Here is a 23,237-nt window from a genome sequence, read left to right as displayed (position 1 = left end):
TCGTGAGCTTCGGACCGCGGCACGGCGAACAGCCCGGGGTCATCGTGGGCGACGACATCGTGGCAGTGCGGCCCATCCTCACTGCCGCCGCCCTGCCCTGCGCGACCATCATCGACGTGCTCGCCGTCTGGCCGCTCGCCGAGCCCGTGCTTCGCGCCGCACTCGACGGCGCCGACCGCATTCCGCTCGCCGGTGTTCGTCTGGGTTCACCCGTGCCGCGGCCCGGCACGATCGTCGCCATCGGCTTCAACTACCCTTCCCATACGGCAGAGGCCCTGGCTAGTGCGCCACCGGCGGGCCCACCGATCGTCTTTCTGAAGCCGCCGGGCAGCGTCAGCGGCCCGAACGACGCCATCATCCGGCCACCCGAAACGCTGGCTCTCGACTACGAAGTCGAACTCGCGGTCGTGATCGGGATGCCCGGCAGACGCATCCCCCGAGCATCCGCTGCCCGGCACATCGCCGGTTACATGCTCGCGAACGACGTCACCGCCCGCGATGTGGCCTTCGGGCTCGGGCTCGACTATCCCCTGCACCTGCAGGTCGCGCGCGGCAAGGGGTTTCAGACGTTCTGCCCCCTCGGGCCCTGGCTCGTCACCAGCGACGAGCTGCCGGCTGACCCGGTTTTCGACCTGCGCCTCGCGGTGAACGGGGAAACCCGTCAGAACGGCTCGACCGCCGAGATGGCCGTCGATCTAGCCGGACTCATCGAGTCGGTCAGCGCCACGATGGAGCTGCGACCCGGCGACGTCATTCTCACGGGCACGCCCGCGGGCTGCGGCTTTCAGATGAGCCCGCCGCGCTTTCTCACCCCTGGCGACCGCGTCACGGCCGGCGGCACGTCGCTCGGGGAGATGTCGATGCTCATCGAAGACGAACACGTCTGAACACCCCGCCGAACCCGCGCAGATCGAGGAGAACCACCATGTCGAACGACGACTACAAGACCATCGTCAGAAACGCCTACGAGGCCTTCGACCGCCATGACGGCGCACCCCTCATGGCGGCGCTCGCCGACGACGTCGACTGGTCGGATCCACTGCCCGACGATCACCCGGTTGGAGGGACTTTTCGCGGCAAGGCGGCGGTGCGAGAATACTTCGCCGCCCTGTCGCAGATCGCTGAGATCCGCGCCTTCGAGATCGTCGACATCGTCGGTGAGGGCGACAAGGTGGTCGCCCAGATGCACCTCGAAACCACAATGCGGCACAACGGAGCCGACTTCGTGGGCGACTCGGCCCACGTCTGGACCTTCAACGCCGAGGGCCGGGCGAGCAGCTACCGCATCTACGCCGACACCGAGCGCATCATGGCGGCGTTCCGGGCGTGAGGCGCTCCATGGTGCCGACCTCGCGGCCCGACCCGCGGGTCACACGTTGCCGAGCAGCAGCAGGGGCTCCTCGATGCAGCGGGCCACGTAGGTCAGAAAGCCCGACGCCACGTCGCCGTCGCAGACGCGGTGGTCGAAGACGAACGACAGCTGCATGACGCGGCGAACGGCGAGCTGGTGGTCGACCACCCAGGGGCGCTCGAGCACCCGGCCCACGCCGAGCATCGCCACCTCGGGGTGGTTGATGATCGGGGTCGAGCCGTCGACACCGAAGCCGCCGTAGTTGTTCAGGGTGAATGTTCCGCCGGTGAGGGCAGGCGGCGCGAAGTCGCCACGCTCGCTGGTCGAGACCAGGTCGGTGATCGCGTCGCGCAGCTGACGGGTGGTCATGTCGTGGGCGCCGTGCACCACCGGCACCATCAGTCCGCGCGGCGTCTGGGCCGCGAGACCGAGGTTGATCGATCCGTGCTGGATGATCTCCCGACCATCCGGGCTCATCGACGAGTTGAGAATGGGGTACTGCTTCAGCCCGGCCACGGCGAAGCGCGCGATGAGGGCGGTGAGGCTGAAACGTTCGCCGGTCGACTTCTGCAGCCGCTCCTTGGCGGTGAACAGTTCGGTGGCGTCGACGTCGAGCCAGATGGTGGCCTCGGGAATGACGCGCCGCGACTCGCTGAGCCGCGCGGCGACGAGCTTGCGCAACCCGGTCAGCGGAATGCGCACGTCGCCGACGCCGATCGAACTCGGCACGGCCGGCAGCACGACGGCCGTCGCGCCGACGGGGGTGGCGCCGCTGGGGTCGGCGGGTCTGGGAGCGTCGGCGGCGGTGGTGGTCTCGCCGGCGCGGGCACGGATGACCGCCTCGACGTCGTCGCGCAGCACGAGGCCGTCACGGCCGCTGCCGCGCAGGTGGCTCGCCTCGAAACCGTTGTCGCGGGCGCGCTTTCGCACGATCGGCGACACCACGGGCGACTGGCGCGTCACATCGATCAGCTGGGCCGGAGGCGCCGACGCGCCGCCCGCAGCGGTTTCGTGGGCCACCGCGGGGGTAGGGAGAACGTTCGTAGAGTCGGCGGGGTCCGTGACGCCGGCGGTGCCGCGACCGCGGAAGCGTCCACCCTCGGGGCGCTTCAGACGGAGGGTCGACTCCTTTGTTCCGTACCCCACGAGCACAGCGCCGGAGGAGACGGGCTCGGTGTCGGCGGTGGGGCGCAGTGCGGTGCCGGGCACCAGGTCAGGCGCCGGGTCTGCGGCATGGGCATCCGGAGCACCCACCGGCACCACCGTGATGAGCGGAGCTCCCTTCGGCACCACGTCGCCGACGGCGGCATGCACCGACTCGACGCGGCCGGCGAAAGGGGAGGGCAGCTCGACGATCGACTTGGCCGATTCGACCTCGACCACCAGCTGGTCGACGGTGATGACGTCACCGGCCGAGACCAGCCACGAGACCACCTCGGCCTCTTCGAGCCCCTCGCCGAGGTCGGGCAGCAGAAACGCCCGCGCGGCGGCCCCGCCAGCGGGGGCGGCACCGATGTCGGCGGCAGCAGAAAGAACAGAAGCAGCAGCAGCAGCATCAGAGGGCGCTGGCGCATCAGAAGGCGCCGACGACCCGGAAGACAGCAGATTGGTCATGACGCTCACCATTCCCAGGTGTCGAGGGCGGCGAGCACACGCTCGGCCGTCGGCAGGTAGTGCTCTTCGAGCTTCGGGGCCGGAAACGGAATGTCGAACCCGGTGATGCGCAGCACGGGCGCAGCGAGGTGGAAGAACTGCCGCTCGGTGACCCGCGCGGCGACCTCGGCCCCGTACCCGCCGAACTGGGCGGCCTCGTGGATGATCGCAGCCCTCGAGGTCTTCTGAACCGAGGGCCCGACCGTCTCATCGTCGAACGGCGACAGGCTGCGCAGGTCGACGACCTCGACCGAGAGCCCTTCGGCCGCGCCGAGCTCGGCTGCCTGCAGTGCCGTCTTCACGGTCGGTCCGTACGCCAGCAGCGTCACATCGGTGCCCTCGCGCAGCACGACGGCCCGGTTCATCGGCTCGGTCTGTACCGGCAGCGCAACGGTGTCTTTCGACCAGTACCGGCTCTTCGGCTCGAGAAAGATCACCGGGTCGTCGCTCGCGATCGCCTCGCGCAGCATCGAGTACGCGTCGGCCGGGTTCGACGGCGTCACCACCGTGAGCCCGGGCGTGTGCGTGTAGTACGCCTCCGACGAGTCGGAGTGGTGCTCGACCCCGCCGATGCCGCCGGCGTAGGGAATACGAATGACGATCGGCAGCGAGATGCGCCCGCGCGTGCGGTTGCGCATCTTCGCCAGGTGCGAGGTGATCTGCTCGAAGGCCGGATACGCGAAGGCGTCGAACTGCATCTCGATCACCGGGCGCATGCCGTACATCGCCATGCCGATCGCCGTGCCGACGATGCCCGACTCGGCCAGCGGCGAGTCCCAGACGCGGCTCTCGCCGAAGTCGGCGGTGAGGGCATCCGTGATTCTGAAGACCCCGCCGAGCGGGCCCACGTCTTCGCCGAACACCACCACGCTGGGGTCGTCGGTGAGGGCGTCGCGCAGCGCGCGGTTGAGCGCGGCGGCCATGCTCACGGTCGCCGGCGCGGCGAGCGCGGGCGGCGCAGCGGGCGAAACGGGCGCGACTGCGGCGTCAGCGTCGGCGGCAGGGCTGCGGATGCCCGCCGGGGCGGTCTCGTCGATGAGGGTCATGCGTGGCCTCCCGGTGCCGTCTCGGTCTGGGCGAGTTCATGGGCGAGGTACTCACGCTGCTCGAGCAACGCGGCCCGAGGGGTGGAGTACACGTGGTCGAACAGTTCGAGCGGATCGATGACCGGCGTCTCGTTCATCGCATCGCGGGTGCGCGACGCCAGGTCTTCGGCCTCGACGCTGATGCTCTCGCGCAGCTCGGGCGTCAGAACGCCCGCCGCATCGAGGTAGCTCTCGAGCCGAGCGATGGGGTCTCGGCCCTGCCAGTCGGCGACCTCGGTCTTCTCGCGGTAGCGGGTGGGGTCGTCGGAGTTGGTGTGCGCCTCCATGCGGTACGTCAGCCCCTCGATCATGCTCGGCCCGCCGCCCGCCCTGGCGCGGTCGACCGCTGCCGAGACGACGGCGTACATCGCCGCCACGTCGTTGCCGTCGACGAAGAACCCGGGCATGCCGTAGCCGATGGCGCGGTCGGCGAGGGTTCGGGCGTGCGACTGCTTGGCGAACGGAACGCTGATGGCGTACTGGTTGTTCGAAATGACGAAGATCGTCGGGGCCTGCCACACCGAGGCGAAGTTGAAGGCCTCGTGCGCGTCGCCCTCGCTCGTCGAACCGTCGCCGAGAAAGGCCAGCGACACCACCGCGTCGCCCTTCAGTGTGGCGGCGGTGGCGAGGCCCACCGCGTGCAGCGCCTGCGTGGCGAGTGGGGTCGACTGGGGAGCGATGCGGTGCTCGTGCGGGTCGTAGGCCATGTGCCAGTCGCCGCGGAAGAAGGAGAGGATCTCGACCGGACTGACGCCCCGGGTCAGCAGGGCGATGGTGTCGCGGTAGGTCGGGAACAGCCAGTCGTCGGCGCCCAGCGACTTCACCGCCGCGATCTCGCAGGCCTCCTGGCCGAGCGCCGACGGGTAGGTCGCGAGGCGGCCCTGGCGGGTCAGCGCTGTCACTTGGGTGTCGAAACGGCGCGCCGTGACCATGGCCCGGTAGAGGTCGAGCAGCGTCTCGTCGTCGGGCATCGCGAACCCTGCGGTCTGCTCGCCGGTCACGGCGTGGCCGTTCTCATCGATCAGCCTGATCGGTTCTGCCGTCGGAAGCGTGGGCACCACGTTGTCGCTCATGCAGCAATGCTGCGGCACCGCGCGAGGCGGCGCCAGAGCCGCCTCGAGGCATGCGACAGATGGCCCGCCGACGGTCGGCGCGAGAGCCATTCGGCTCTTTCGGCAGGCCTGTCAGGCCCGTTCGTCTCGGGCCCTCAGACCCGGGCCATCAGGCCCAGGTGTCGGGTGCCGCGCCGGGCGCCGTGCCCGCGCGCTCGTCGAGAATGACGTGCGAGCGGGTCGAGATCACGCCCGGCATGTCGTGCACCCGAGACAGGATGACCGCCGAGAGGCTCTCGTTGTCGGGCGCGCTCACGGTCAGCACGAAGTCGATGTCGCCGCTCACGGCCTGCACCTTCTCGACGAACGGCAATTCGGCGAGGCGCGCCGCCATGTCGGGCCACGGCAGGTTGCCGACCTTCACGATGACGATCGCTGTGACGTTCAGGCCCAGCGCCTTGCGGTCGACCTGCGCCGCGAAGCTCGTCAGCACTCCGTCGCTCACCAGGCGCTGCACGCGGTTGTGCGCCTGGGTGCGCGAGATGTGCACCCGTTCGGCGAGCGTGCGGATCGAGAGCCGGGCATCGGTGGCCAGCTCGGCGATGATGGCGCGATCAACGCGGTCGACGGTCATCCATTCACTGTACTTCGTGCACTGACTCTTCGTTCAGTGCGGCCCCGGGCAGAACGCGCAGCCCCCGAGTTCAGAGGCAGAACGTGCACCCGTGCCTGGGCGCCAGCTCGGGGGCGGGACTGATCAACGCGATGGTAGAACTGTTCCGACCGGTGACGAATGCCACGTGCAGCGCGTCGTCGACCGCTACGCGCCACGGCTGACCATCGATCGGCCCGACTGTCTCACCCAGCTCGTTCGTGAGTCCGTCGAGGAGCGTGGCCGTGTGTGCGCCTTCGGTTGCTACGTACACTGCGTGGGTGTTCGAATCGACCGCAACGCCCCATGGACCGTTCGGGATGCTGAGGGTCTCGATGGTCGAGTACGTCACGGCACCGCTTGTCGGGTTGCGGGTAGAGGCGATGACATCGACTGCGGAGCCGCGCCACAGCGTGACGAAGACGTGTCCGCTGGACCGATCGACCGCTACTCCAGCCGGCTGCTCGCCCACGTTGATGACAGCCGCCACGGTTCGATCCGTCTCATCGATCACAGACACCGAATTCGAGGTCGAGTTGGCGACGAAGACGCGCCCGGCCAACAGATCGATGTCGACGGCCGAGGGATCGGAGCCGACTCCCACGCTGTTCTCGACCACGTTCGCCTCTTCGTCGATGAAGGTGGCCGAGCCTGCTCCGGCCGCCGACCCCACGGCGACCACCGTGTGCGTCTGCTCGTCGACCGCCAGAGCTTTCGCACCACCGGGAACCGGAATGGTGGCGATCTTGCTGTGCGCCGCACCGGCGAAGACGAGTACCCAGAAGTGTCCGTACTCGTCGTACTGCGCCGCGAACACCTCGTCATAGACAGAGTCGACCGCGACCTCGTCGAGATTGCCTCCGACGTCATCGGCGAAAACGGTGGTCGCGCCCGTGCGCTCGTCGACGGCAAGCAGCTTGTCATGATCGGCCACGTAGAGCTGATGCCTGCGGGAGTCGATTGTCACGCCGCGCGCGCCGCCCGTGTCGCTCAGTGGAAGATCGAAGTGCGACACACCGTGTAGTGCGTGGGCATCAGTCGGCGTCGATGCCGAGGCCGACGCGGTGCCGATCAGGCAGATCGCGAGCACCACCGTGGTCGCGCTCAAGGATGTTTGACCTCTCATCCCTGAGAAGATATCAGTTACGTGAGCAAACCTCAATCATCGATGGGCAGCCATCATCGGCGGCAGGTGCGTGGCCGGCGAGCGGAGCCGGCTGAGGTGCTGCGCGTGCTCGTCGAGCCGACGGTCTTCGTCGGTCTCGGGCACCCAGCTGCGCACGGCGGTGGTGTGCCCGGTGTCGTCGAGGGCCGCCATGATGGTGAGGCAGTGGGTGGTGAGCTGCAGCTCGCGCTGCCTGGGGTCGCGCGAGCGCACGTGCGTGCTGATGTGCATCGACGACTGCCCCGTGTGCACGAGCCGCGCCTCGATCTCGACGAGGTGCCCGATGGGAATCGGCCGGTAGAACCTGACCCCGCCCGAGTACACCGTGATGGCGTCGAGGCCGCTCCAGGTGGATGCACAGGCCAGCGCCGCCTCGTCGATCCACCGCATCACGGTGCCGCCGTGGGTCTTGCCGCCCCAGTTCACGTCGGTGGGCGCCGAGATGAACCGGAACGTCACCGCCTCGGCGGTGCTCGCCGACGTGTACGTCTGCTCCTTCATCGCCGCTTCGATGCGGGCGCGGATGTCGATGCGGTTCACGGCGTCGTTGTAGAGCGCGGCGTCGTCGTCGTTCTGGGGAACCCAGGGTGCGACCTCGGTCGGCCGGGCATCCGCCCCCACCGCCACGAAGATCACCACGCAGTCGGTCGATGTCACGTAGCGGCCCACCTTCGGGTCGGCGCTCGACACGTTCACCCTGATGTGCATGCTCGAGCGGCCGGTGTAGACGAGCTTGGCCCGAACCTCGACCATGTTGCCCGGGTCGATCGGGGCCACGAAGCTGATGCTGCCGACGTAGGCGGTGACGCAGTAGCTCGCGCTCCAGCCGACCGCGCAGGCGTACGCCGCCTTGTCGATCCATTCGAGCACGCGGCCGGCGTGCACCTTGCCGCCGAGGCTCGCCACGTCGGTGGGAGAGGCGAGGAACCGCAGGGTGACCTCGGATTCGCCGTGGTTCATCGTGCCAGCTCCTCGGGGGCGTGGCGCTCGAGAAACTCGAACACCGAGGTCGTGTCGACCCCCGCGAAACTGCCGGTGGGCAGGGCCGCCAGCAGGCTCGAGTTGAGCCGCGCGCTCGGCCAGGACTGGTGCTGCCACTTGCGCGACAGGCTGGCCGGGGGCGTTCGGCAGCAGCTCGGGTCGGGGCAGGTCGAGGCGAACCGGGTGGTCGTGTCGCGGCCACGAAACCAGCGCGCGTCGGCGAACGGGGTGCCCACGCTGATGGAGAAGTGACCGCGCGACGACGACTGGATGCGCGAGGTGCACCAGTACGTTCCGGTGGGTTTGTCGGTGTACTGGTGATACGGGCTGAACCGGTCTTCGGCGTCGAACACCTGCCGGGCACTCCAGTAGCGGCACACGATCATGCCCTCGACGCTGCCCAGGGCATCCGTCGGCAACACCACGTCGTCGTTCTCGTAGGCCTTCACCACCGAGCCCGATTCGTGCACCTTCAAGAAGTGCACAGGAATGCCGAGGTGCTCGGTGGCGAGGTTCGTGAACCGGTGCGCCGCGGTCTCGTAGGTGGTGCTGAAGGCGTCGCGCAGGTCTTCGACGCTCAGTTCGCGTTGGGTCTTCGCCGCGGAGAGAAACTCGACGGCGGTGCCCTCGGGGATGAGCAGGGCGCCGGCCAGGTAGTTCGTCTCGACCCGCTGGCGCAGAAACTCGGCGTAGCCGGTCGGCTCCTCGTGCCCAAGCACGTGGCTCGCCAGCGCCTGCAGCAGCACGGTGCGCGGGTCGGCGTCGGGGCTCTGCCCGCGCGGCACGTAGATGCGCCCGTTCTTCAGGTCGGTGATCGACCGGGTCGACCCGGGCAGGTCGGCGACGTAGTGCAGGGTGAAGCCGAGATGCGAGGCGAGGTCGGATGCGACGCGCTGCGAGAGGGGGCCGCCCCGGTGCTCCACGGCGTCGAGCAGCTCTTTGGCCGTCGCCTCGAGTTCGGCGAAGTAGTTGCCGCGTCGGCGCATGGCGGCGCGCAGCACGGTGTTGGCGCGGCGGGCCTCCTCGGGTGTCGCGATGCGTTCGCCGTGCATCCGTTCGAGTTCTGCGTGCAGCCCGAGAATCGTCGTGATGGCCTCATCGCTGAGGGTCTTGCGGGGCGGCACGGCCGGCAGGCCGAGTGAGCTGTAGAGCTGACCCTGCTGGATGCGCGTGAGGTCGATCTCGAGGGCGGCCCGTTCGCTCGGCGCTTCGTCGCTCAAGAGCTGCTCGATCGTGACGTCGAGCGCGTCGGCGAAGCGCTGCATCTCGCCGAGCTTGAGTTCGCGCTTACCGTTCTCGACGACGGAGACCTGTGACGCGGCCCGGCCGATGGCGGTGCCGAGGGCATCGAGGGTGAGTCCGCGTTCGGAGCGCAGTTGGCGAATGCGTCGGCCGACGGTGAGTGAATCGAGCATGTCTTCATGGTGTTGGCTCGCGCGGGAGGGTGGGTGAAGCTCGTCGGGGCGACATCGATGCTTTTTGCGCGAAACAGAAGAATCGGCGTTCTTCTGCCCGGAATTCCCGATCTGGCGGGTTGCAGCGCCTCGATAGTGGGTTCAGCAGGCAAGTTCACCGATATTTGAGAAAGCAACGGAGCACACCATGACCACCCGACCAGGAGACCAGACCCAGACCGCGGCCGAGCTCGAGACGAGCTGGAAGACCGACAGCCGCTGGAACGGAATCGAACGCAGCTACTCGGCCGAAGACGTGGTCGGGCTGCGCGGGTCGGTCACCGAGGAGCACACGCTGGCCCGCCGCGGTGCAGAGCGGTTGTGGCAGCTCATCAACGACGACAGCGGTGAGTGGGTCGCGGCGCTCGGCGCACTGACGGGCAATCAGGCCGTGCAGCAGGTGCGGGCGGGGCTGAAGGCCATCTACCTCTCGGGCTGGCAGGTCGCGGCCGACGCTAATCTCTCGGGCCAGACCTACCCCGACCAGAGCCTCTACCCGGCCAACTCGGTGCCGGCCGTGGTTCGCCGCATCAACAACGCGCTGCTGCGGGCCGACCAGATCGAGACCTCGGAGAAGTTCGCCACGCGAAGCCGGAATTCGGCGACCGGTGCGGCGAGTTCCGGCGCGCACACCGGGCAGGCGCCGGCGTCAGCCGAACAGACACAGTGGCTGGCGCCGATCGTCGCCGACGCCGAGGCCGGTTTCGGAGGGCCGCTGAACGCCTACGAACTGATGACCAGCATGATCGAGGCGGGCGCGGCCGGAGTGCACTGGGAAGACCAGCTCGCCAGCGAGAAGAAGTGCGGCCACATGGGCGGCAAGGTGCTCGTGCCCACGGCCCAGCACATCCGCACGCTGAACGCAGCACGGCTCGCGGCCGACGTGGCGGGCATCCCGAGCATCATCATCGCGCGCACCGATTCGCTCGCGGCGAACCTGGTGACGAGCGATGTCGACGAACGCGACCGGCCGTTCCTGACCGGTGAACGCACGGCCGAGGGCTTCTACGAGACCCGCCCGGGCATCGAGACGGTGCTGGCCCGTGGTCACGCCTACGCGCCGTTCGCCGACCTGCTGTGGGTCGAGAGTTCAGAGCCTGACATCGAGCTGGCGCGCACGTTCGCCGAGAGCATCCACAGGGAGTTTCCGGGCAAGAAGCTGGCCTACAACTGCTCGCCGTCGTTCAACTGGAAGGCGAAGCTCGACGACGCGCAGATCGCGAAGTTCCAGCGTGAGCTGGCGTCGATGGGCTACGCGTTCCAGTTCATCACGCTCGCCGGGTTCCACGCCCTCAACCACTCCATGTACACGCTCTCCCGCGACTACTCCCAGCGGCACATGAGCGCCTACGTCGAACTGCAGGAGGCCGAATTCGCCTCCGAGGCAGACGGCTACACCGCCACGAAGCATCAGCGCGAGGTCGGTACCGGCTACTTCGATCGCATCTCCACGGCCCTGAACCCGGCCAGCGCCACCCTCGCGCTGGTGGGTTCGACCGAATCCGAACAGTTCCACTGACCCGCTCATACCTGAAACGGAATACGATCATGACCGCACACACCCGCATCGAGATCCTCGGTGACGACGAACGCCGCTTCGACGAGATCCTGACTCCGGATGCCCTGGCCTTCGTCACCCGAATGCACGACGCCTTCGCCCACCGCCGCCAGGAGCGGCTGCACGAACGCATGCGCTCCCGGCTGGCCGTCGAGAACGGACGCGACTTCCGCTTCCTGCAGGAGACGGCGCCGATCCGCACCGACACCGAGTGGCGTGTCGCCGGTGCGGGCCCGGGACTCGAAGACCGCCGCGTCGAGATCACCGGGCCGACCGACCCCAAAATGACCATCAACGCGCTCAACTCGGGTGCCAAGGTGTGGCTGGCCGACCTGGAGGACGCCACCAGCCCCACCTGGTCGAACATCATCGGCGGTCAGCTCTCGCTGTACGACGCCATCCGCGGCGACCTCACCTTCACCACCGACGAGGGCCGCGAATACCGCGTCACCGCTGAGGCGACGCCGACGATCGTGATGCGCCCGCGCGGCTGGCACCTGGTCGAGAAGCACCTGCGCTTCACCGATCGGGCCGGCCAGCGGCAGGCGGCGTCGGCCTCGCTCGTCGACTTCGGGCTCTACGTCTTTCACAACGCCGGCACCCTCATCGCGGGCGGCCGCGGGCCGTACTTCTACATTCCGAAGATCGAGAACCACCTCGAGGCCCAGCTGTGGGATGACGTGTTCACCTTCACCGAGAATGCTCTCGGACTGCACCACGGCACGATCCGCGCCACCGTTCTGATCGAGACCATCTCGGCGGCGTTCGAGATGGAGGAGATCCTCTACGAGCTGCGCGAGCACTGCGCCGGCCTCAACGCCGGCCGCTGGGACTACATCTTCAGCTTCATCAAGAGCTACCGCGACCGGGGCCCGCAGTTCGTCTTCCCCGACCGCGACCGCATCACCATGACGGTGCCGTTCATGCGCGCCTACACCGAACTGCTGGTGTCGACCTGCCATAGGCGCGGCGCATATGCCATCGGAGGCATGAGCGCGTTCATCCCGAACCGCCGTGACCCCGAGGTTACGGCGCAGGCCCTGGAGAAGGTCGCGGCAGACAAGCGCCGCGAGGCCGCCGACGGGTTCGACGGTACGTGGGTAGCGCATCCGGGGCTCATCGAGGCCGCCCGTGGCGAGTTCGACGCGGTTCTGGATGCCCGGCCGAACCAGCTCGACCGCCTGCGCTCAGACGTGCACGTCACGGCCGAGCAGCTGCTCGACGTGCGCTCCCTCGAGAAGCACGTCAGCGACGCCGGAGTGCGGGCGAACGTCTCGGTCGCGTTGCGATACATCGAGAGCTGGCTGCGGGGGGTGGGCGCCGCGGCGCTCGACAACCTGATGGAAGACGCGGCCACGGCCGAGATCTCGCGCTCGCAGCTCTGGCAGTGGATGCACTACGGCGTCACCACCGTGGAGGGCACCCGCATCTCGCACGAGCTGGTCTCGCGTGAGCTCGACGCCGCGGTCGCGTCGGCCACCCGTTTCGACGGGGACCACTTCGACGACGCCGCGCGCATCGTGCGCCTGGTCGCGCTGCACGACGACTTCCCGACCTTCCTCACCATCCCGGCCTACGCCCACTACCTCGTCGACGTGCCGCCCGCTCGCCAGCCCGTCGCCGCCTGACCTGGCCGCCGCCCGGCGCGGTGGTTCTGCGCAAGCGCGGCACTTCGGCACAACCGCGGTACTTCGAACGACCGCGCTCGTGCCGAACTGCCGCGCTCGTGCCGAACGACCGCAGATGGACGGCCACGGCGGCGCACACGAGGTCGGGTGAACGCGGCGACCGCGCTCGTCGCGTTCACGGTTGGTAGCGGCCCGGACGCCGGTCGAGCATCCGTTCGCACGGTGCGCCGTCCCCACCGGGCCACTCCACCCGCCGCAAGCGGCGCGCGGAGCCTCCGGCCGGCGTGGGCCCAGAGGCGGCGGCGCCCACGAGGTCGGGTGAACGCGGCGACCGCGCTCGTCGCGTTCACCGTTGGTAGCGGCCAGAACGGTGGCCGGGCATCCGTTCGCACGGTGCGCCGCAGAGGCGGCGGCGCACGAATATACTCAGCGCCGGCGCATGAGGTCGAGCAGTTGGTCTGCCAGACGCACCAGCTGCTCGATCTCGTTGTCGTCGCGGTCGACCCAGCGGCATTCCGGCTCGCGGTGGATCGGAACGAACTCGCTGTGCTGCTCCCACACCACGAGCGTGCGCTCGGCGCCGAGCACGTACTGCTGCCACCACACCTGGCGCAGGTAGTGCCGCGGAATCGACCGCCAGGCCTTGTTCGTCGTCTTGATCTCGGCGAGCTCCGTCTCACCCGACGACGGATTCACGGCGACACCGTCAGGCGTCGCGAGGTGCAACGGCCGCCCGTGCGCGTGGAACAGCGTCGTGCTCGGTTCGATGCCGTGCTCGCGCAGTACCCACGCGGCGATGGCCGGCTCCCGGACACGCCCGTGGTCGGTGTAGGCGTTGCCGCCGAAGTTGTTGCCGTTGAGCTTGTCGTACGCCGTGTTCTCGACCGACTTGCGTGTCGTCAGCCGCGCGGCATCGGTGGCGGTGACCCCCCGGCTGCGCGCCCGAATCCACGCCACCCGGTCTGTCGAGTCGGCGACGACGCGCTTCAGGTAGGCCGGCGGCTGGGGTGCGGCCGCTGCCTGCTCCTCTTCCCACGGGAAGGTCAGCATCAGGGCGGTCGTCGTCACCCTTCCATTCTGCCTCGTTCCCACCGACACGCCCACGTCGCCGCCGCCCGGCGCGCCGCTCCCGCCCGGCGCGCCGCTCACACCGGAGGGAGTGCGCCGGGTCAGGCCTCCTTGACCTTGCCCGCCTTGATGTGCAGGCGGCGCTCGGCGCGGCGGGCCACCGCCGAGTCGTGGGTGACGATGACGAGGGTGAGGCCCTGCTCGCGCCAGAACCCTTCGAGCAGTTCCATGATCTCGTCGCGGGTGCCCTCGTCGAGAGCCCCGGTGGGCTCGTCGGCGAGCAGAACATCCGGGGCCTTCACCAGCGCGCGGGCGATGGCCACGCGCTGCTGCTGGCCGCCCGACAGCTCGGCCGGCAGGTGGGTCGAGCGGTCGGCGAGGCCGACAGAGGCGAGCGCGGCCTGCGAACGGTCACGGCGTTCCGAGCCCGAGACGCCGAGCGGCGCCAGGGCGGTCTCGACGTTCTCGAGTGCGGTGAGCGTTGGAATCAGGTTGAAGCTCTGAAACACGAACCCGATCTCCTTCGCCCTGATCCCGGCCAGCTTGTGGTCGCCGAGCTTCGACAGGGTCGAGGTGCCGAGCGACACGTCGCCCGAGGTGGGTCGGTCGAGCGCGCCCAGCATCTGCAGCAGCGTCGACTTGCCGCCGCCGGTCGGGCCCTGAATGGCAACCATCTGGCCGTTCGGGATGCTCAGCGTGACGTTGTCGAGCGCCGTCACCTTTCGCTTGGTGGCGTTGTAGGTCTTGGTGACGTTCACGAGTTCATACATGGCGGTGGCTCCTTGCCGGTCGGTAGGGGCGGAGGGTGAGGCGGCGGGCTGGGTCGACACGGGGGTGAGCGATTCGGCAGTCATGATCGTCTGCTAGCCGACCGACCGCAGGGCCTCGGCCGGGCGCAGCCGCGCTGCGCGCCAGCCGCCGATCGCACCGGCGAGGAGTCCGCCGAGAATGGCGAGCCCGACGGCGATCAGTACGACCTCGATGGTGAAGGGCGCGTGCAGCGCGACGTTCGTCGCGGTCTGCGCGGCGGCACCGAAGCCGCCGCCGCCCGCGCCGCGCTGGCCGAAGCCGCCGCCCGCTCCGCCTTCGCCGCCGGTCACGGCCCCGCCCGCGGCACCAGCAGCGCGCTGGGCGAACCCGCCCGCCCCGCTGCCGGTGGTGGATGCCGAACCGCTCAGCGTGGGCGAGATGATGTTGATCACGACGATGCCGATCACGCCGATCACGATGCCGAGGATGCCGCCGATCAGCCCCTGCACGACCGACTCGCCCGCAACCTGGCCGACGATGCGATTGTTGCTCCAGCCGATGGCCTTGAGCGTGCCGAACTCACGAGTGCGCCGGGTGACCCCCGAGATCGTGAACAGAATGGCGATGAGGAAGGCGGCGGCGAGCACCAGGATCGACAGCCAGGTGCCGAGGTTCGAGACCAGCGACGACGCGGTCGAGAGCGAACCCGAGACGGTGTTGGCCAGGTCGGCCTGGGTGTCGACGGTGGCCGTCGGCAGGGCGGTCTTGAGGTCGGCGGCGAGCTGGTCGACACCGCTCGACGAGCTCGCGGTCACATAGATGTTGCTGAGCATCCCGGGGTTGCTCGAGAGGGTCTGGGCCACGTCGAGCGGAATGTACACGTTCGACGCGGTGGCCGAGTCGGTGCTCGTCGAGTCGACGGTGCCCACGATGGTGAAGGTCGTGCCGGCGATGGAGATCGTTCCGCCGGTGGCGAGTGAGGCGCTGGTGGCGTAGCTCGAGTCGAGCACTGCATTGTCGGTGCCGGCGTCTGCCGCTGTCAGCAGCCGCCCGGTCGCGAGCGACACCGCGGAGAGCGGGCCGACCGAGTCGCCGGCCGGGTCGAGGCCGAGAACGCTGAAACGGTCGAGGTTGAACGCGCTGCCGCCGGCCCCGTCGGCACCGCCGGTCGCGCCGCCCGCGGCACCGCCGGTGGTGCCCTGCTGGCCGCCGCCGAAGCCGCCGCCCGTCGTGCCACCGGCCGCGGCTCCCGTACCCTGGCCGGGAATCTGGCCGCTGAACGTGGTGTTCTCGAGCGCCAGCGTGCCGGTTGCGGCGGCGACGCCGCTGACACCCTTCACCGTGGTGAGCTCGGAGTCGGCGAAGACGGTCTGCGTCGGCGTGCTGCTGAGCCGCGACTGGCTGAGGTTGGTGGTGCCGCCCGACGTCGCGCCCGACCCCGAGCCGAAGCTGAAGTTCTGGCGCCCGCCGCCGGCCGCACCCGCGGTCGGTGGTGTGGCGGCCTGGCTGACGGTGATGTCGGTGCCCACCCCGTAGACCGACTGCAAGACAGAGGCCTGCGCGTTCTGCACTCCTGCCGAGAACGAGTTGACGAGAATCACGAGTCCGATGGCGAGGCCCATGCCGATGGCGATGATGATGGTCTGCCTGCGCCGGTTGACCAGCTCGCGTCGCAAATACGTACCGAACACGAATGCTCCTTCTAGCCACTGACAATGCGGGTGTGAACGCAGCACAACCTAGGGAGCGTCATTATCGAATTGCCAAGGAGAAGCTATGAATCAGCTGGGCATGAAGGCTTGCTCAGACCCGGTCCCAGAAAAGCGCGCATCCGCAACTCACAGGCCGGGCGTAGGCGGCTCATAGACTTCTCTTAGCAAAGAGCGATTACTTAGGGGGGTGACCATAGACAACTCAAGGCTCTCGTCCAGTTCTTCTGCCACCCGCCCCCGCCTGTCGCGGGCCGACGGTTCCCCGGTGCGCGCCCTCGTCGTCGACGATGAGCCCACACTGACCGATCTGCTGTCGATGGCGCTGCGCTATGAAGGCTGGGAGGTGAAGACCGCCGCCGAGGGCCGCAACGCCGTCACGCTGGCACGCGAGTTCCGCCCCGACGTGATCGTGCTCGACGTCATGCTGCCCGACATCGACGGTCTGCAGGTGCTGCAGCGGGTGCGGGCCGATGGCCAGGAGACACCGGTGCTCTTCCTCACCGCCAAAGACTCGCTCGACGACCGCATCGCGGGCCTCACCGCGGGCGGAGACGACTACGTCACCAAGCCCTTCAGCCTCGAAGAGCTGGTCGCCCGCCTGCGGGGGCTGCTGCGCCGTTCGACCGTGCTCGTCACCGACGCCGTCGACCCCGAGGTGGTCGTGGGCGACCTGGTGCTGAACGAAGACAGCCACGAGGTGCACCGCGCCGGCGAGCCGATCGAGCTCACCGCCACCGAGTTCGAGCTGCTGCGCTTTCTCATGCGCAACCCGCGTCGCGTGCTCAGCAAGGCCCAGATTCTCGACCGCGTGTGGAGCTACGACTTCGGCGGGCGCTCGAGCGTCGTCGAGATCTACATCTCCTACCTGCGCAAGAAGGTCGACGCCGGGCATTCCCCTATGATCCACACCGTTCGCGGGGCCGGTTACATGCTGAAGACCGCCCCGTGACCCTGCGGCGCCGGCTGATCCTGAGCGTCGCCGCCCTCGTCGTACTGCTCGGCCTCACCATTGGTGCGGTCAGCGCGCTGACGCTCAACGGCATCCTGGTCAGCCGATTGGATGCCCAGCTGCCCGGAGGCGGAGCAACGGGTGCGCCGCCCGGGGGGTACTCCCTGCAGCTGCGCAACAACGACCCGGCCAACTTTCTCGAACGACAGCCCGTCGGCACGGTCGGCCTGATCGTCGACTCGACGGGGGTCGAGGCATCCGGAGCCGTCGTCTCGTCGGGTTCATCGTCGAGCGGCGCGTTCGGCGGCGGAACGGTGATCACGCTGTCGGCCGCCCAGATCGCACAGTTGCAGGCGGTGCCCACCTCGGCCACGCCGAAGACGGTCGACCTCGGCGGCGGTCTCGGCCAGTACCGGGTGGTCTCGCTCGTGACCACCGCCGGCCAGACCGTCGTGCTCGGGCTGTCGCTGGCCGAAGTGCAGGCCACCGTCGCGCAGCAGGCGCTCATCATCGTGGTCATCACGGTGGCGGCGCTGATCGTGGCCATCGTGCTGGGGCAGCTGATCATCCGGCTCGCCCTGCGCCCGCTGCAGCGGGTCGCCGAGACCGCGGCGCACGTGGCCGAGCTACCGCTCGACCGCGGAGAGGTGGCGCTCGCGGTGCGGGTACCCGACGAAGACACGAACCCCAAGACCGAGGTCGGGCGGGTCGGGTCGGCGCTCAACCGCATGCTGGAGCACGTCGCCTTCGCGCTGACCTCGCGCCAGCAGAGCGAAGACAAGGTTCGGCAGTTCGTCGCCGACGCGAGCCACGAACTGCGCACCCCTCTGGCGTCGATCAGGGGATACGCCGAACTCACCCGGCGCGGGCGGTACGACCTGCCCGACGACGTGACGCACTCGCTCGCCCGCATCGAGTCTGAGGCGACACGCATGACGTCGCTCGTCGAAGACCTGCTGCTGCTCGCCCGGCTCGACTCGCGGCCCGACGTGGCGCATGACCGCGTCGACCTCACGCTCACCGTCGTCGACGCCGTGAGCGACGCGCACGTCGCCGGCCGTGACCACGATTGGATTCTCGACCTGCCCGAAGAGCCGGTCGAGATCGAGGGCGACGGCCCGCGGCTCTACCAGGTCACGGCGAACCTGCTCGCGAACGCGCGGGTGCACACCCCTCCCGGCACCCATGTCACGGCGGGGCTGTCTCGCGAGATCGTCGGCGGAACCGACTACGCCGTCATCAGCGTCGCCGACGACGGCCCGGGCATCGACCCGGCCCTGCTGCCGACACTCTTCGAGCGCTTCGTGCGTGGCGACGTATCGCGGTCGCGGCACGCGGGCAGCACCGGGCTCGGTCTCGCGATCGTCTACGCGGTCGCCGAAGCGCACGGTGGCACCGTCACGGTCGAGAGTGCGCCCGGCCGCACGGTCTTCCGCGTGCTGCTGCCGGTCGTCTTCGCCGGGCCGTCAGACGGCGGCGCATCAGACGGCCGCCCGTCGCCCTCTGCGGGTGCGGGTGCGTCTGCGTCTGCGGGTGCGGCTGGCTCCGCGGCACCGGTGTCGTCGCCAGCGCCAGCCACGTCGCCAGAGCCAGCCCCGTCGCCGACGGATTCATCGGCCGCCGTGTGACGGTCGCCCCCGGCTGGTGACGGCGCCGCTCGCGGCAGGCCCGTGGTGGCCGGAGGGTGTTCAGTCCGTAGCGCGAGAGCGAAGGCGCCACGGGCGGGGTGGTCAGAGGGCGTCGGCGGCGCGAGTGCGCGGTGGCGCTGCGGGCTGCGGCGGGGAAGCGGGTGACGCGGTATTCGCGCCACGGCCGGCGGGGTGGCGCCGCTATCTGCGGGGCACGACGGCGATGGCGACACGGGCGGGGGTGGTCAGAGGGCGTCGGCGGCGTGAGCGAGGGCGTTGCGGATGCCCGGGGAGGGCGTGCGGGCGATCGCCTCGGTGTAGGCGAGCCGGGCATCCGCGACCCTGCCCGACCGGGCCAGAAGGTGGGCCCGGGTCGCCCAGGCGGGTTGGAAGCCGCTCACGACGGGCGTCGCGCCCAGCGCATCGAGCGCCTCGAGCCCCGCCTCGGGGCCCTCCGCCTCGCCGATGGTGGCCGCCAGCGCGACCCGCGCGCCGAGCGTCGGCGAGACGCGTACGAGGGCGCGGTGGAGGGTGACCAGGGCGGTCCAGTCGACGGTGCCCGAGCGGGCGCGGTCGCAGTGCGCAGACTGGATGGCTGCCTCGAGCTGGAAGCGCCCGACATGCCCGAGTGCGTACGCACGGCGCAGCGTCGTCTCGCCGAGCGAGATGAGGGCGGCATCCCAGAGCACCGGGTCTTGCTCATCGAGCGGGATGGGCACGCCGTCGGCCGACACCCGCGCCGCAGCGCGCGAGCAGGACAGGGCCAGCAGGGCCTCCAGCCCCAGCGCCTCGGGCTCGTCGGGCAGCAGGGCCGCGAGCATCGTCGCGAGCGAGAGTGCCTCGCCAGAGAGTGACTCGGGGTCGTACAGCACATCGCGGCCGTGCTCGAGCGCCGCCGCAGACTGCCAGTCGATGGCGTAGGCGCCGTAGATCGCCTCGAGCACGGCAGGCAGGCGGCCCGGCAGCTGTTCGGCGGTGGGCACGACGAACGGGATTCGCGCATCCCTGATGCGGCGCTTGGCCCGAACGAGCCGCTGCGCCATGCTCGCCTCCGACACAGCGAAGGCCGCGGCGATCCGGGCCGCGTCGAAGCCGAGCACGGTCTGCAGCATGAGGGGAGTGCGCACCCGTGCCTCGATGGCGGGGTGAGCGCAGACGAACAGCAGCTCGAGTCGCCGGTCGGGGATGACCTCGCCGTCGAGATACCGTTGAACGGCCTCGGTGGGATCGTGCGCGTGTGCGTCGAGCGCCGCAGAACCCTGGAGCCTCCCGGCCTCCGCAGTCTCGTCGCGACCCTCGTCGAGCGGGGCCGAGGTGCGCCACGCGGCCGACTTCCACACGTCGCGCAGGCGATTGCGTGCCACGGTGAGCAGCCATCCTTCCGGGTTGTCGGGTATGCCGCGCTCGGGCCAGGTGGAGAGCGCGGCGACGAACGCCTCGCTCAGGGCGTCTTCGGCTGCCGCGATGTCGCCGTTCGGCGCCGACAGCAGCGCGACGAGCCGCCCATACGACCGCCGCGCGGCCCCTTCCTCCGCGCCGGCTGCGCCCGCCGCACCCGCTGCGCCCGCCGCATCCGCCGCCCCGGCCCCACCCGCACCCGCCCCGCCGGCCGCGACCACCAGGCCCACCGCGCCGGCCGCGCCCGCCGCACCCACCCCGCCGCTCATGCCACCGGGTGCCACTCGTGGTCGTGGAAGACGATCGCCGAGGGGCGAACCTCCACCGCGCCGTACTGCGCCCCCGGGCACTGGCCCGCCCACGAGATGGCGGCGTCGAGATCGGCGACCTCGATAACGAACGTGCCGTTCAGGCGCTCTTTCGTGTCGGCGAAGGGGCCGTCTTGCACCTGCAGCTCGCCGTCGCGCACCGAGACCGTGGTCGAGACGGCGACCGGCTGCAGAATGTCGGCCGACACGAGCACGCCGGCCGAGTCGAGCGACTTCGCGTAGGCGTCGAACGCGGCGCGGCCCCATTGCATGGCCTCTTCGCCGATGTCTTCGACCGTCGCCTCGCGGCTGATGACGAGAAGTGAGTACTGCATGATGTGTCCTTTCGGTTGTTCGATGCTGACACTTCTGTGACGAGCGAACCAGTGCCCGATCGACACTTCTGGCATAAATCGCCGCACCCGTCTGTTGGGGAGAACATGCAGTACGACGTGCGCGAACCCCAGGCGAAGAACGAATCAGAGCTGCGGTCGCAGCTCGACAGCTATCGCGAGGCCCGCCGGCGCTTCGTCACCGGCCCCCAGGGCAGCCTCGCTCTCGTCAACACCGAATGGATCACCGGGTCGCCCGCCGAGGGCCACACCGCGTACGGCGTCGCGGGCACGTGGTTTGCCCTCCCGAAGGGCGAGTCGGGGCTGCGGCTCGAGGCCCGGGCGAGCGACGGTATCGTCGTCGACGGCGAACCGGTCGACGGCAGCGTCGTCGTTCGCGGCAGAGACGACCCCCGGGCATCCGCTGTTCAGTTCAGCGACACCGTCTCCGGCTTCGTCATCGCGAGCGAAGACGGCGACTACGCCCTGCGGGTGTGGGATGCCGCGTCTGACGCCATCGCCGAATTCGGGTCGATCGACGTCTACCCCTTCGACCCCGCCTGGGTCGTCGAGGCCACATTCGCCCCCATCGAGGGCGGCCGCGCCATCGGCATCGAGCACCTCAAAGACGGCGGAGTGACCCGCGAGCGCGTCGTTCCCGCCGAGATCACCTTCAGCAGAGACGGCGTCGACTACAACCTCGCTGCCTTCCACGACGACGGCGGCCTGCTGCTCGTCTTCTCCGATGCCACGAGCGGCACCGACACGTACGGCGTCGGCCGCTTTCTGCGCGTCACAGCCACGACCACCGGCACCGTCACCCTCGACTTCAACCGCGCCTACCTTCCGCCCTGCGCCTTCTCGTACCACTTCAACTGCCCCATGCCCCCGGCCCAGAACCGTCTGGCCGTCGCCGTCGAGGCCGGCGAGAAGAACGTGCTCAACAAGGCCGGAGGGCCGCTGCACTAGCACGCAACCCCGCCGCCCGATTGGGCGCGGTGCGCCCCTGTCGCACAGAATGGCGAAGTGAGTTCACCTCCGCACACCGTCGACCGCCCCATTCTCAGCCAGCAGTGGCGCAACCTGACCTTTCTGCACTGGCGCATCCCCACCGACGATGCGGCGTCGCTGATGCCGCCCGGTGTGACGCCCGACGAGTTCGACGGCAGCTCGTGGGTCGGGCTCGTGCCGTTCACCCTGCGCGACACCCGGTTCGGGCGCAGCCCCGCGCTGCCGTTCTTCGGAACCTTCCACGAGACCAACGTTCGCCTCTACGCGAGAGACGCCGACGGCCGCCGCGGAGTGGTCTTTCTCTCGCTCGAGGCCGAACGCCTCGCCGCCGTCGCCGGCGCGAATGCGGCGTTCGGCTTGCCCTACGTGTGGTCGCAAATGCGGGTGCGACGCTCAGGCGGCACCATCACCTACACCTCGCGCCGGCACAGCACGCCCCGGGGCCAGGTCGACTCGGCGGTGTCGGTGCGCCCGGGGGCCCCGATCGGGCATCCGGATGCCCTGGCCGACTTTCTCACCGCCCGATGGGCGCTGTTCTCGCGCCACCTCGGCCGCACGCTCTACCTGCCGAACACGCACCAGCCGTGGAGCCTGCAGCACGCCGAGCTGCTCGACTTCTCTGACACGCTGCTGACCCGGGCGGGTCTGCCCGCCGTGGCGAACCGGATGCCCGACTCGGTGTTGTTCGCACCCGGAGTCGACGCGCGCTTCGGCCCGCCGCAGAGGCTCGAGGTTGCGCCGGGCCGCGCGAGCCGTTAGATTAGACGGAGCCAAAGACCGCTGGTCATCGGCGTGCCTGCATCCTTCGCGAGAATCATGCAAGCACATCGGTCGAAGTTTCGCTCACGCGAGGCCCGCGCAGGTGTTCGAAGTTCGATTGTTCGTGTTGCGAAAGCAACGCGAGACTCCCAAGCTCCGCACTCCTGTGTGGAGCTTTTTCAGTGTGTGGAGCCGGGGCTGCCAGCACTATTTCATCAAGGAGCGCCATGGCGAACAAAGAAGCCACGGTTGCCGAACTCGAGAACCTGTTCGAGAGCTCGACTGCCGTACTGCTTACTGAGTACCGCGGTCTCACTGTGTCGCAGCTGACAAGCCTGCGTCGCTCTATCAGTGAGCACGCCACCTACGCCGTGGTAAAGAACACGCTGACCAAGATTGCGGCCAACAAGGCCGGCATCGACTCGTTCGACGACGAGCTCGTTGGTCCTTCCGCTATCGCTTTCGTTCACGGTGACCCCGTGACCGTGGCAAAGGCTCTGCGCGACTTTGCCAAGGCAAACCCTCTTCTGAGCGTGAAGGGCGGTTACTTCGACGGTAACCCGCTGACCGCTGAAGAGGTCAACAAGCTCGCTGACCTCGAAAGCCGGGAGGTGCTGCTCGCGAAGTTCGCGGGTGCCGCCAAGGCTTCGCTGTTCAGTGTCGCCTATCTGTTCAACGCACCGCTGTCGAAGGCCGTTCGCACGGTCGAGGCGCTGCGCGAGAAGCAGGAGTCCGGTAACTAG

Annotated in this window: 21 protein-coding genes; 9 read left to right on the top strand and 12 right to left on the bottom strand. The window is 69.2% G+C overall.

Annotation, left to right across the window (positions count from 1 at the left end):
- The first annotated feature begins 2 nt into the window (after positions 1–2).
- Together V3W46_RS16690 and V3W46_RS16685 are read left to right on the top strand one after the other, a co-directional pair.
- Positions 3–887, top strand: a complete 885-nt coding sequence (locus V3W46_RS16690) for a fumarylacetoacetate hydrolase family protein (RefSeq protein WP_331784266.1) — start codon at positions 3–5, stop codon at positions 885–887.
- Positions 888–925: 38 nt separating this feature from the next.
- Complete coding sequence (locus tag V3W46_RS16685) at positions 926–1,330, top strand: nuclear transport factor 2 family protein (protein ID WP_331784265.1); 405 nt, start codon at positions 926–928, stop codon at positions 1,328–1,330.
- Positions 1,331–1,369: 39 nt separating this feature from the next.
- Here the strand turns inward: V3W46_RS16685 and V3W46_RS16680 are convergent, their stop codons facing one another.
- The 7 genes from V3W46_RS16680 to V3W46_RS16650 all read right to left on the bottom strand — a co-directional run bounded on the left by V3W46_RS16680 (position 1,370) and on the right by V3W46_RS16650 (position 9,354).
- Positions 1,370–2,965 carry a dihydrolipoamide acetyltransferase family protein gene (locus V3W46_RS16680; protein ID WP_331784264.1) on the bottom strand — a complete coding sequence of 532 codons (1,596 nt, stop codon included), beginning with the start codon at positions 2,963–2,965 and terminating at the stop codon, positions 1,370–1,372.
- Between the two features lie 5 nt (positions 2,966–2,970).
- Positions 2,971–4,050 carry an alpha-ketoacid dehydrogenase subunit beta gene (locus V3W46_RS16675; protein WP_443069998.1) on the bottom strand — a complete coding sequence of 360 codons (1,080 nt, stop codon included), beginning with the start codon at positions 4,048–4,050 and terminating at the stop codon, positions 2,971–2,973.
- The gene (gene pdhA / locus V3W46_RS16670; RefSeq protein ID WP_331784263.1) at positions 4,047–5,162 is read right to left on the bottom strand and encodes a pyruvate dehydrogenase (acetyl-transferring) E1 component subunit alpha; all 1,116 of its coding nucleotides are present in this window, start codon (positions 5,160–5,162) and stop codon (positions 4,047–4,049) included. The genes V3W46_RS16675 and pdhA overlap by 4 nt, the downstream gene beginning before the upstream one ends.
- A gap of 148 nt (positions 5,163–5,310) precedes the next feature.
- On the bottom strand, positions 5,311–5,775 hold the full coding sequence (locus V3W46_RS16665) for an Lrp/AsnC family transcriptional regulator (RefSeq protein ID WP_331784262.1): 465 nt from the start codon (positions 5,773–5,775) through the stop codon (positions 5,311–5,313).
- Between the two features lie 70 nt (positions 5,776–5,845).
- A complete protein-coding gene (locus V3W46_RS16660) occupies positions 5,846–6,901 on the bottom strand; it encodes a YncE family protein (protein WP_331784261.1) in 1,056 nt (351 codons plus the stop codon).
- Positions 6,902–6,955: 54 nt separating this feature from the next.
- Positions 6,956–7,918 carry an acyl-CoA thioesterase gene (locus tag V3W46_RS16655; protein WP_331784260.1) on the bottom strand — a complete coding sequence of 321 codons (963 nt, stop codon included), beginning with the start codon at positions 7,916–7,918 and terminating at the stop codon, positions 6,956–6,958.
- Positions 7,915–9,354: a helix-turn-helix domain-containing protein gene (locus V3W46_RS16650; RefSeq protein ID WP_331784259.1), complete on the bottom strand. Its 1,440-nt coding sequence runs from the start codon at positions 9,352–9,354 to the stop codon at positions 7,915–7,917. The genes V3W46_RS16655 and V3W46_RS16650 overlap by 4 nt, the downstream gene beginning before the upstream one ends.
- A gap of 187 nt (positions 9,355–9,541) precedes the next feature.
- On the opposite strand from V3W46_RS16650, the gene aceA reads away from it, so the two are divergent.
- The gene (aceA, locus tag V3W46_RS16645) at positions 9,542–10,912 is read left to right on the top strand and encodes an isocitrate lyase (protein WP_331784258.1); all 1,371 of its coding nucleotides are present in this window, start codon (positions 9,542–9,544) and stop codon (positions 10,910–10,912) included.
- Between the two features lie 29 nt (positions 10,913–10,941).
- Positions 10,942–12,579 carry a malate synthase A gene (gene aceB, locus V3W46_RS16640; protein WP_331784257.1) on the top strand — a complete coding sequence of 546 codons (1,638 nt, stop codon included), beginning with the start codon at positions 10,942–10,944 and terminating at the stop codon, positions 12,577–12,579.
- Between the two features lie 426 nt (positions 12,580–13,005).
- Here the strand turns inward: aceB and V3W46_RS16635 are convergent, their stop codons facing one another.
- The 3 genes from V3W46_RS16635 to V3W46_RS16625 all read right to left on the bottom strand — a co-directional run bounded on the left by V3W46_RS16635 (position 13,006) and on the right by V3W46_RS16625 (position 16,088).
- Positions 13,006–13,629: a YqaJ viral recombinase family protein gene (locus tag V3W46_RS16635; protein ID WP_331784318.1), complete on the bottom strand. Its 624-nt coding sequence runs from the start codon at positions 13,627–13,629 to the stop codon at positions 13,006–13,008.
- Positions 13,630–13,748: 119 nt separating this feature from the next.
- Positions 13,749–14,417: an ABC transporter ATP-binding protein gene (locus tag V3W46_RS16630; protein WP_331784317.1), complete on the bottom strand. Its 669-nt coding sequence runs from the start codon at positions 14,415–14,417 to the stop codon at positions 13,749–13,751.
- A 93-nt stretch (positions 14,418–14,510) separates the two neighbouring features.
- Entirely contained in the window at positions 14,511–16,088 is a 1,578-nt protein-coding gene (locus tag V3W46_RS16625; RefSeq protein ID WP_331784256.1) for an ABC transporter permease, read from the bottom strand.
- 208 nt (positions 16,089–16,296) lie between these two features.
- On the opposite strand from V3W46_RS16625, the gene V3W46_RS16620 reads away from it, so the two are divergent.
- Both V3W46_RS16620 and V3W46_RS16615 read left to right on the top strand, forming a co-directional pair.
- The gene (locus V3W46_RS16620; RefSeq protein WP_331784255.1) at positions 16,297–17,058 is read left to right on the top strand and encodes a response regulator transcription factor; all 762 of its coding nucleotides are present in this window, start codon (positions 16,297–16,299) and stop codon (positions 17,056–17,058) included.
- The gene (locus V3W46_RS16615) at positions 17,055–18,686 is read left to right on the top strand and encodes a sensor histidine kinase (RefSeq protein WP_331784254.1); all 1,632 of its coding nucleotides are present in this window, start codon (positions 17,055–17,057) and stop codon (positions 18,684–18,686) included. The genes V3W46_RS16620 and V3W46_RS16615 overlap by 4 nt, the downstream gene beginning before the upstream one ends.
- A gap of 245 nt (positions 18,687–18,931) precedes the next feature.
- Here V3W46_RS16615 and V3W46_RS16610 read toward each other — a convergent pair whose 3' ends face one another.
- Both V3W46_RS16610 and V3W46_RS16605 read right to left on the bottom strand, forming a co-directional pair.
- The gene (locus V3W46_RS16610; protein ID WP_331784253.1) at positions 18,932–20,353 is read right to left on the bottom strand and encodes an RNA polymerase sigma factor; all 1,422 of its coding nucleotides are present in this window, start codon (positions 20,351–20,353) and stop codon (positions 18,932–18,934) included.
- Positions 20,350–20,727: a YciI family protein gene (locus V3W46_RS16605; RefSeq protein ID WP_331784252.1), complete on the bottom strand. Its 378-nt coding sequence runs from the start codon at positions 20,725–20,727 to the stop codon at positions 20,350–20,352. The genes V3W46_RS16610 and V3W46_RS16605 overlap by 4 nt, the downstream gene beginning before the upstream one ends.
- A gap of 105 nt (positions 20,728–20,832) precedes the next feature.
- Between V3W46_RS16605 and V3W46_RS16600 the strand changes: the two genes are divergently transcribed.
- The 3 genes from V3W46_RS16600 to rplJ all read left to right on the top strand — a co-directional run bounded on the left by V3W46_RS16600 (position 20,833) and on the right by rplJ (position 23,237).
- Positions 20,833–21,693, top strand: coding sequence for a DUF1684 domain-containing protein (locus V3W46_RS16600; RefSeq protein WP_331784251.1), 861 nt, complete (start codon positions 20,833–20,835; stop codon positions 21,691–21,693).
- A gap of 57 nt (positions 21,694–21,750) precedes the next feature.
- Positions 21,751–22,494: a YqjF family protein gene (locus V3W46_RS16595; RefSeq protein WP_331784250.1), complete on the top strand. Its 744-nt coding sequence runs from the start codon at positions 21,751–21,753 to the stop codon at positions 22,492–22,494.
- A gap of 227 nt (positions 22,495–22,721) precedes the next feature.
- Positions 22,722–23,237: a 50S ribosomal protein L10 gene (gene rplJ / locus V3W46_RS16590; protein ID WP_331784249.1), complete on the top strand. Its 516-nt coding sequence runs from the start codon at positions 22,722–22,724 to the stop codon at positions 23,235–23,237.

Origin of the sequence: Subtercola sp. YIM 133946, from assembly GCF_036553535.1 — a bacterium.
In the GTDB taxonomy this organism is placed as follows: domain Bacteria; phylum Actinomycetota; class Actinomycetes; order Actinomycetales; family Microbacteriaceae; genus Subtercola.
Note: the sequence above shows the minus strand (reverse complement) of the source record. Positions and strands in the feature narration are given on the sequence as shown.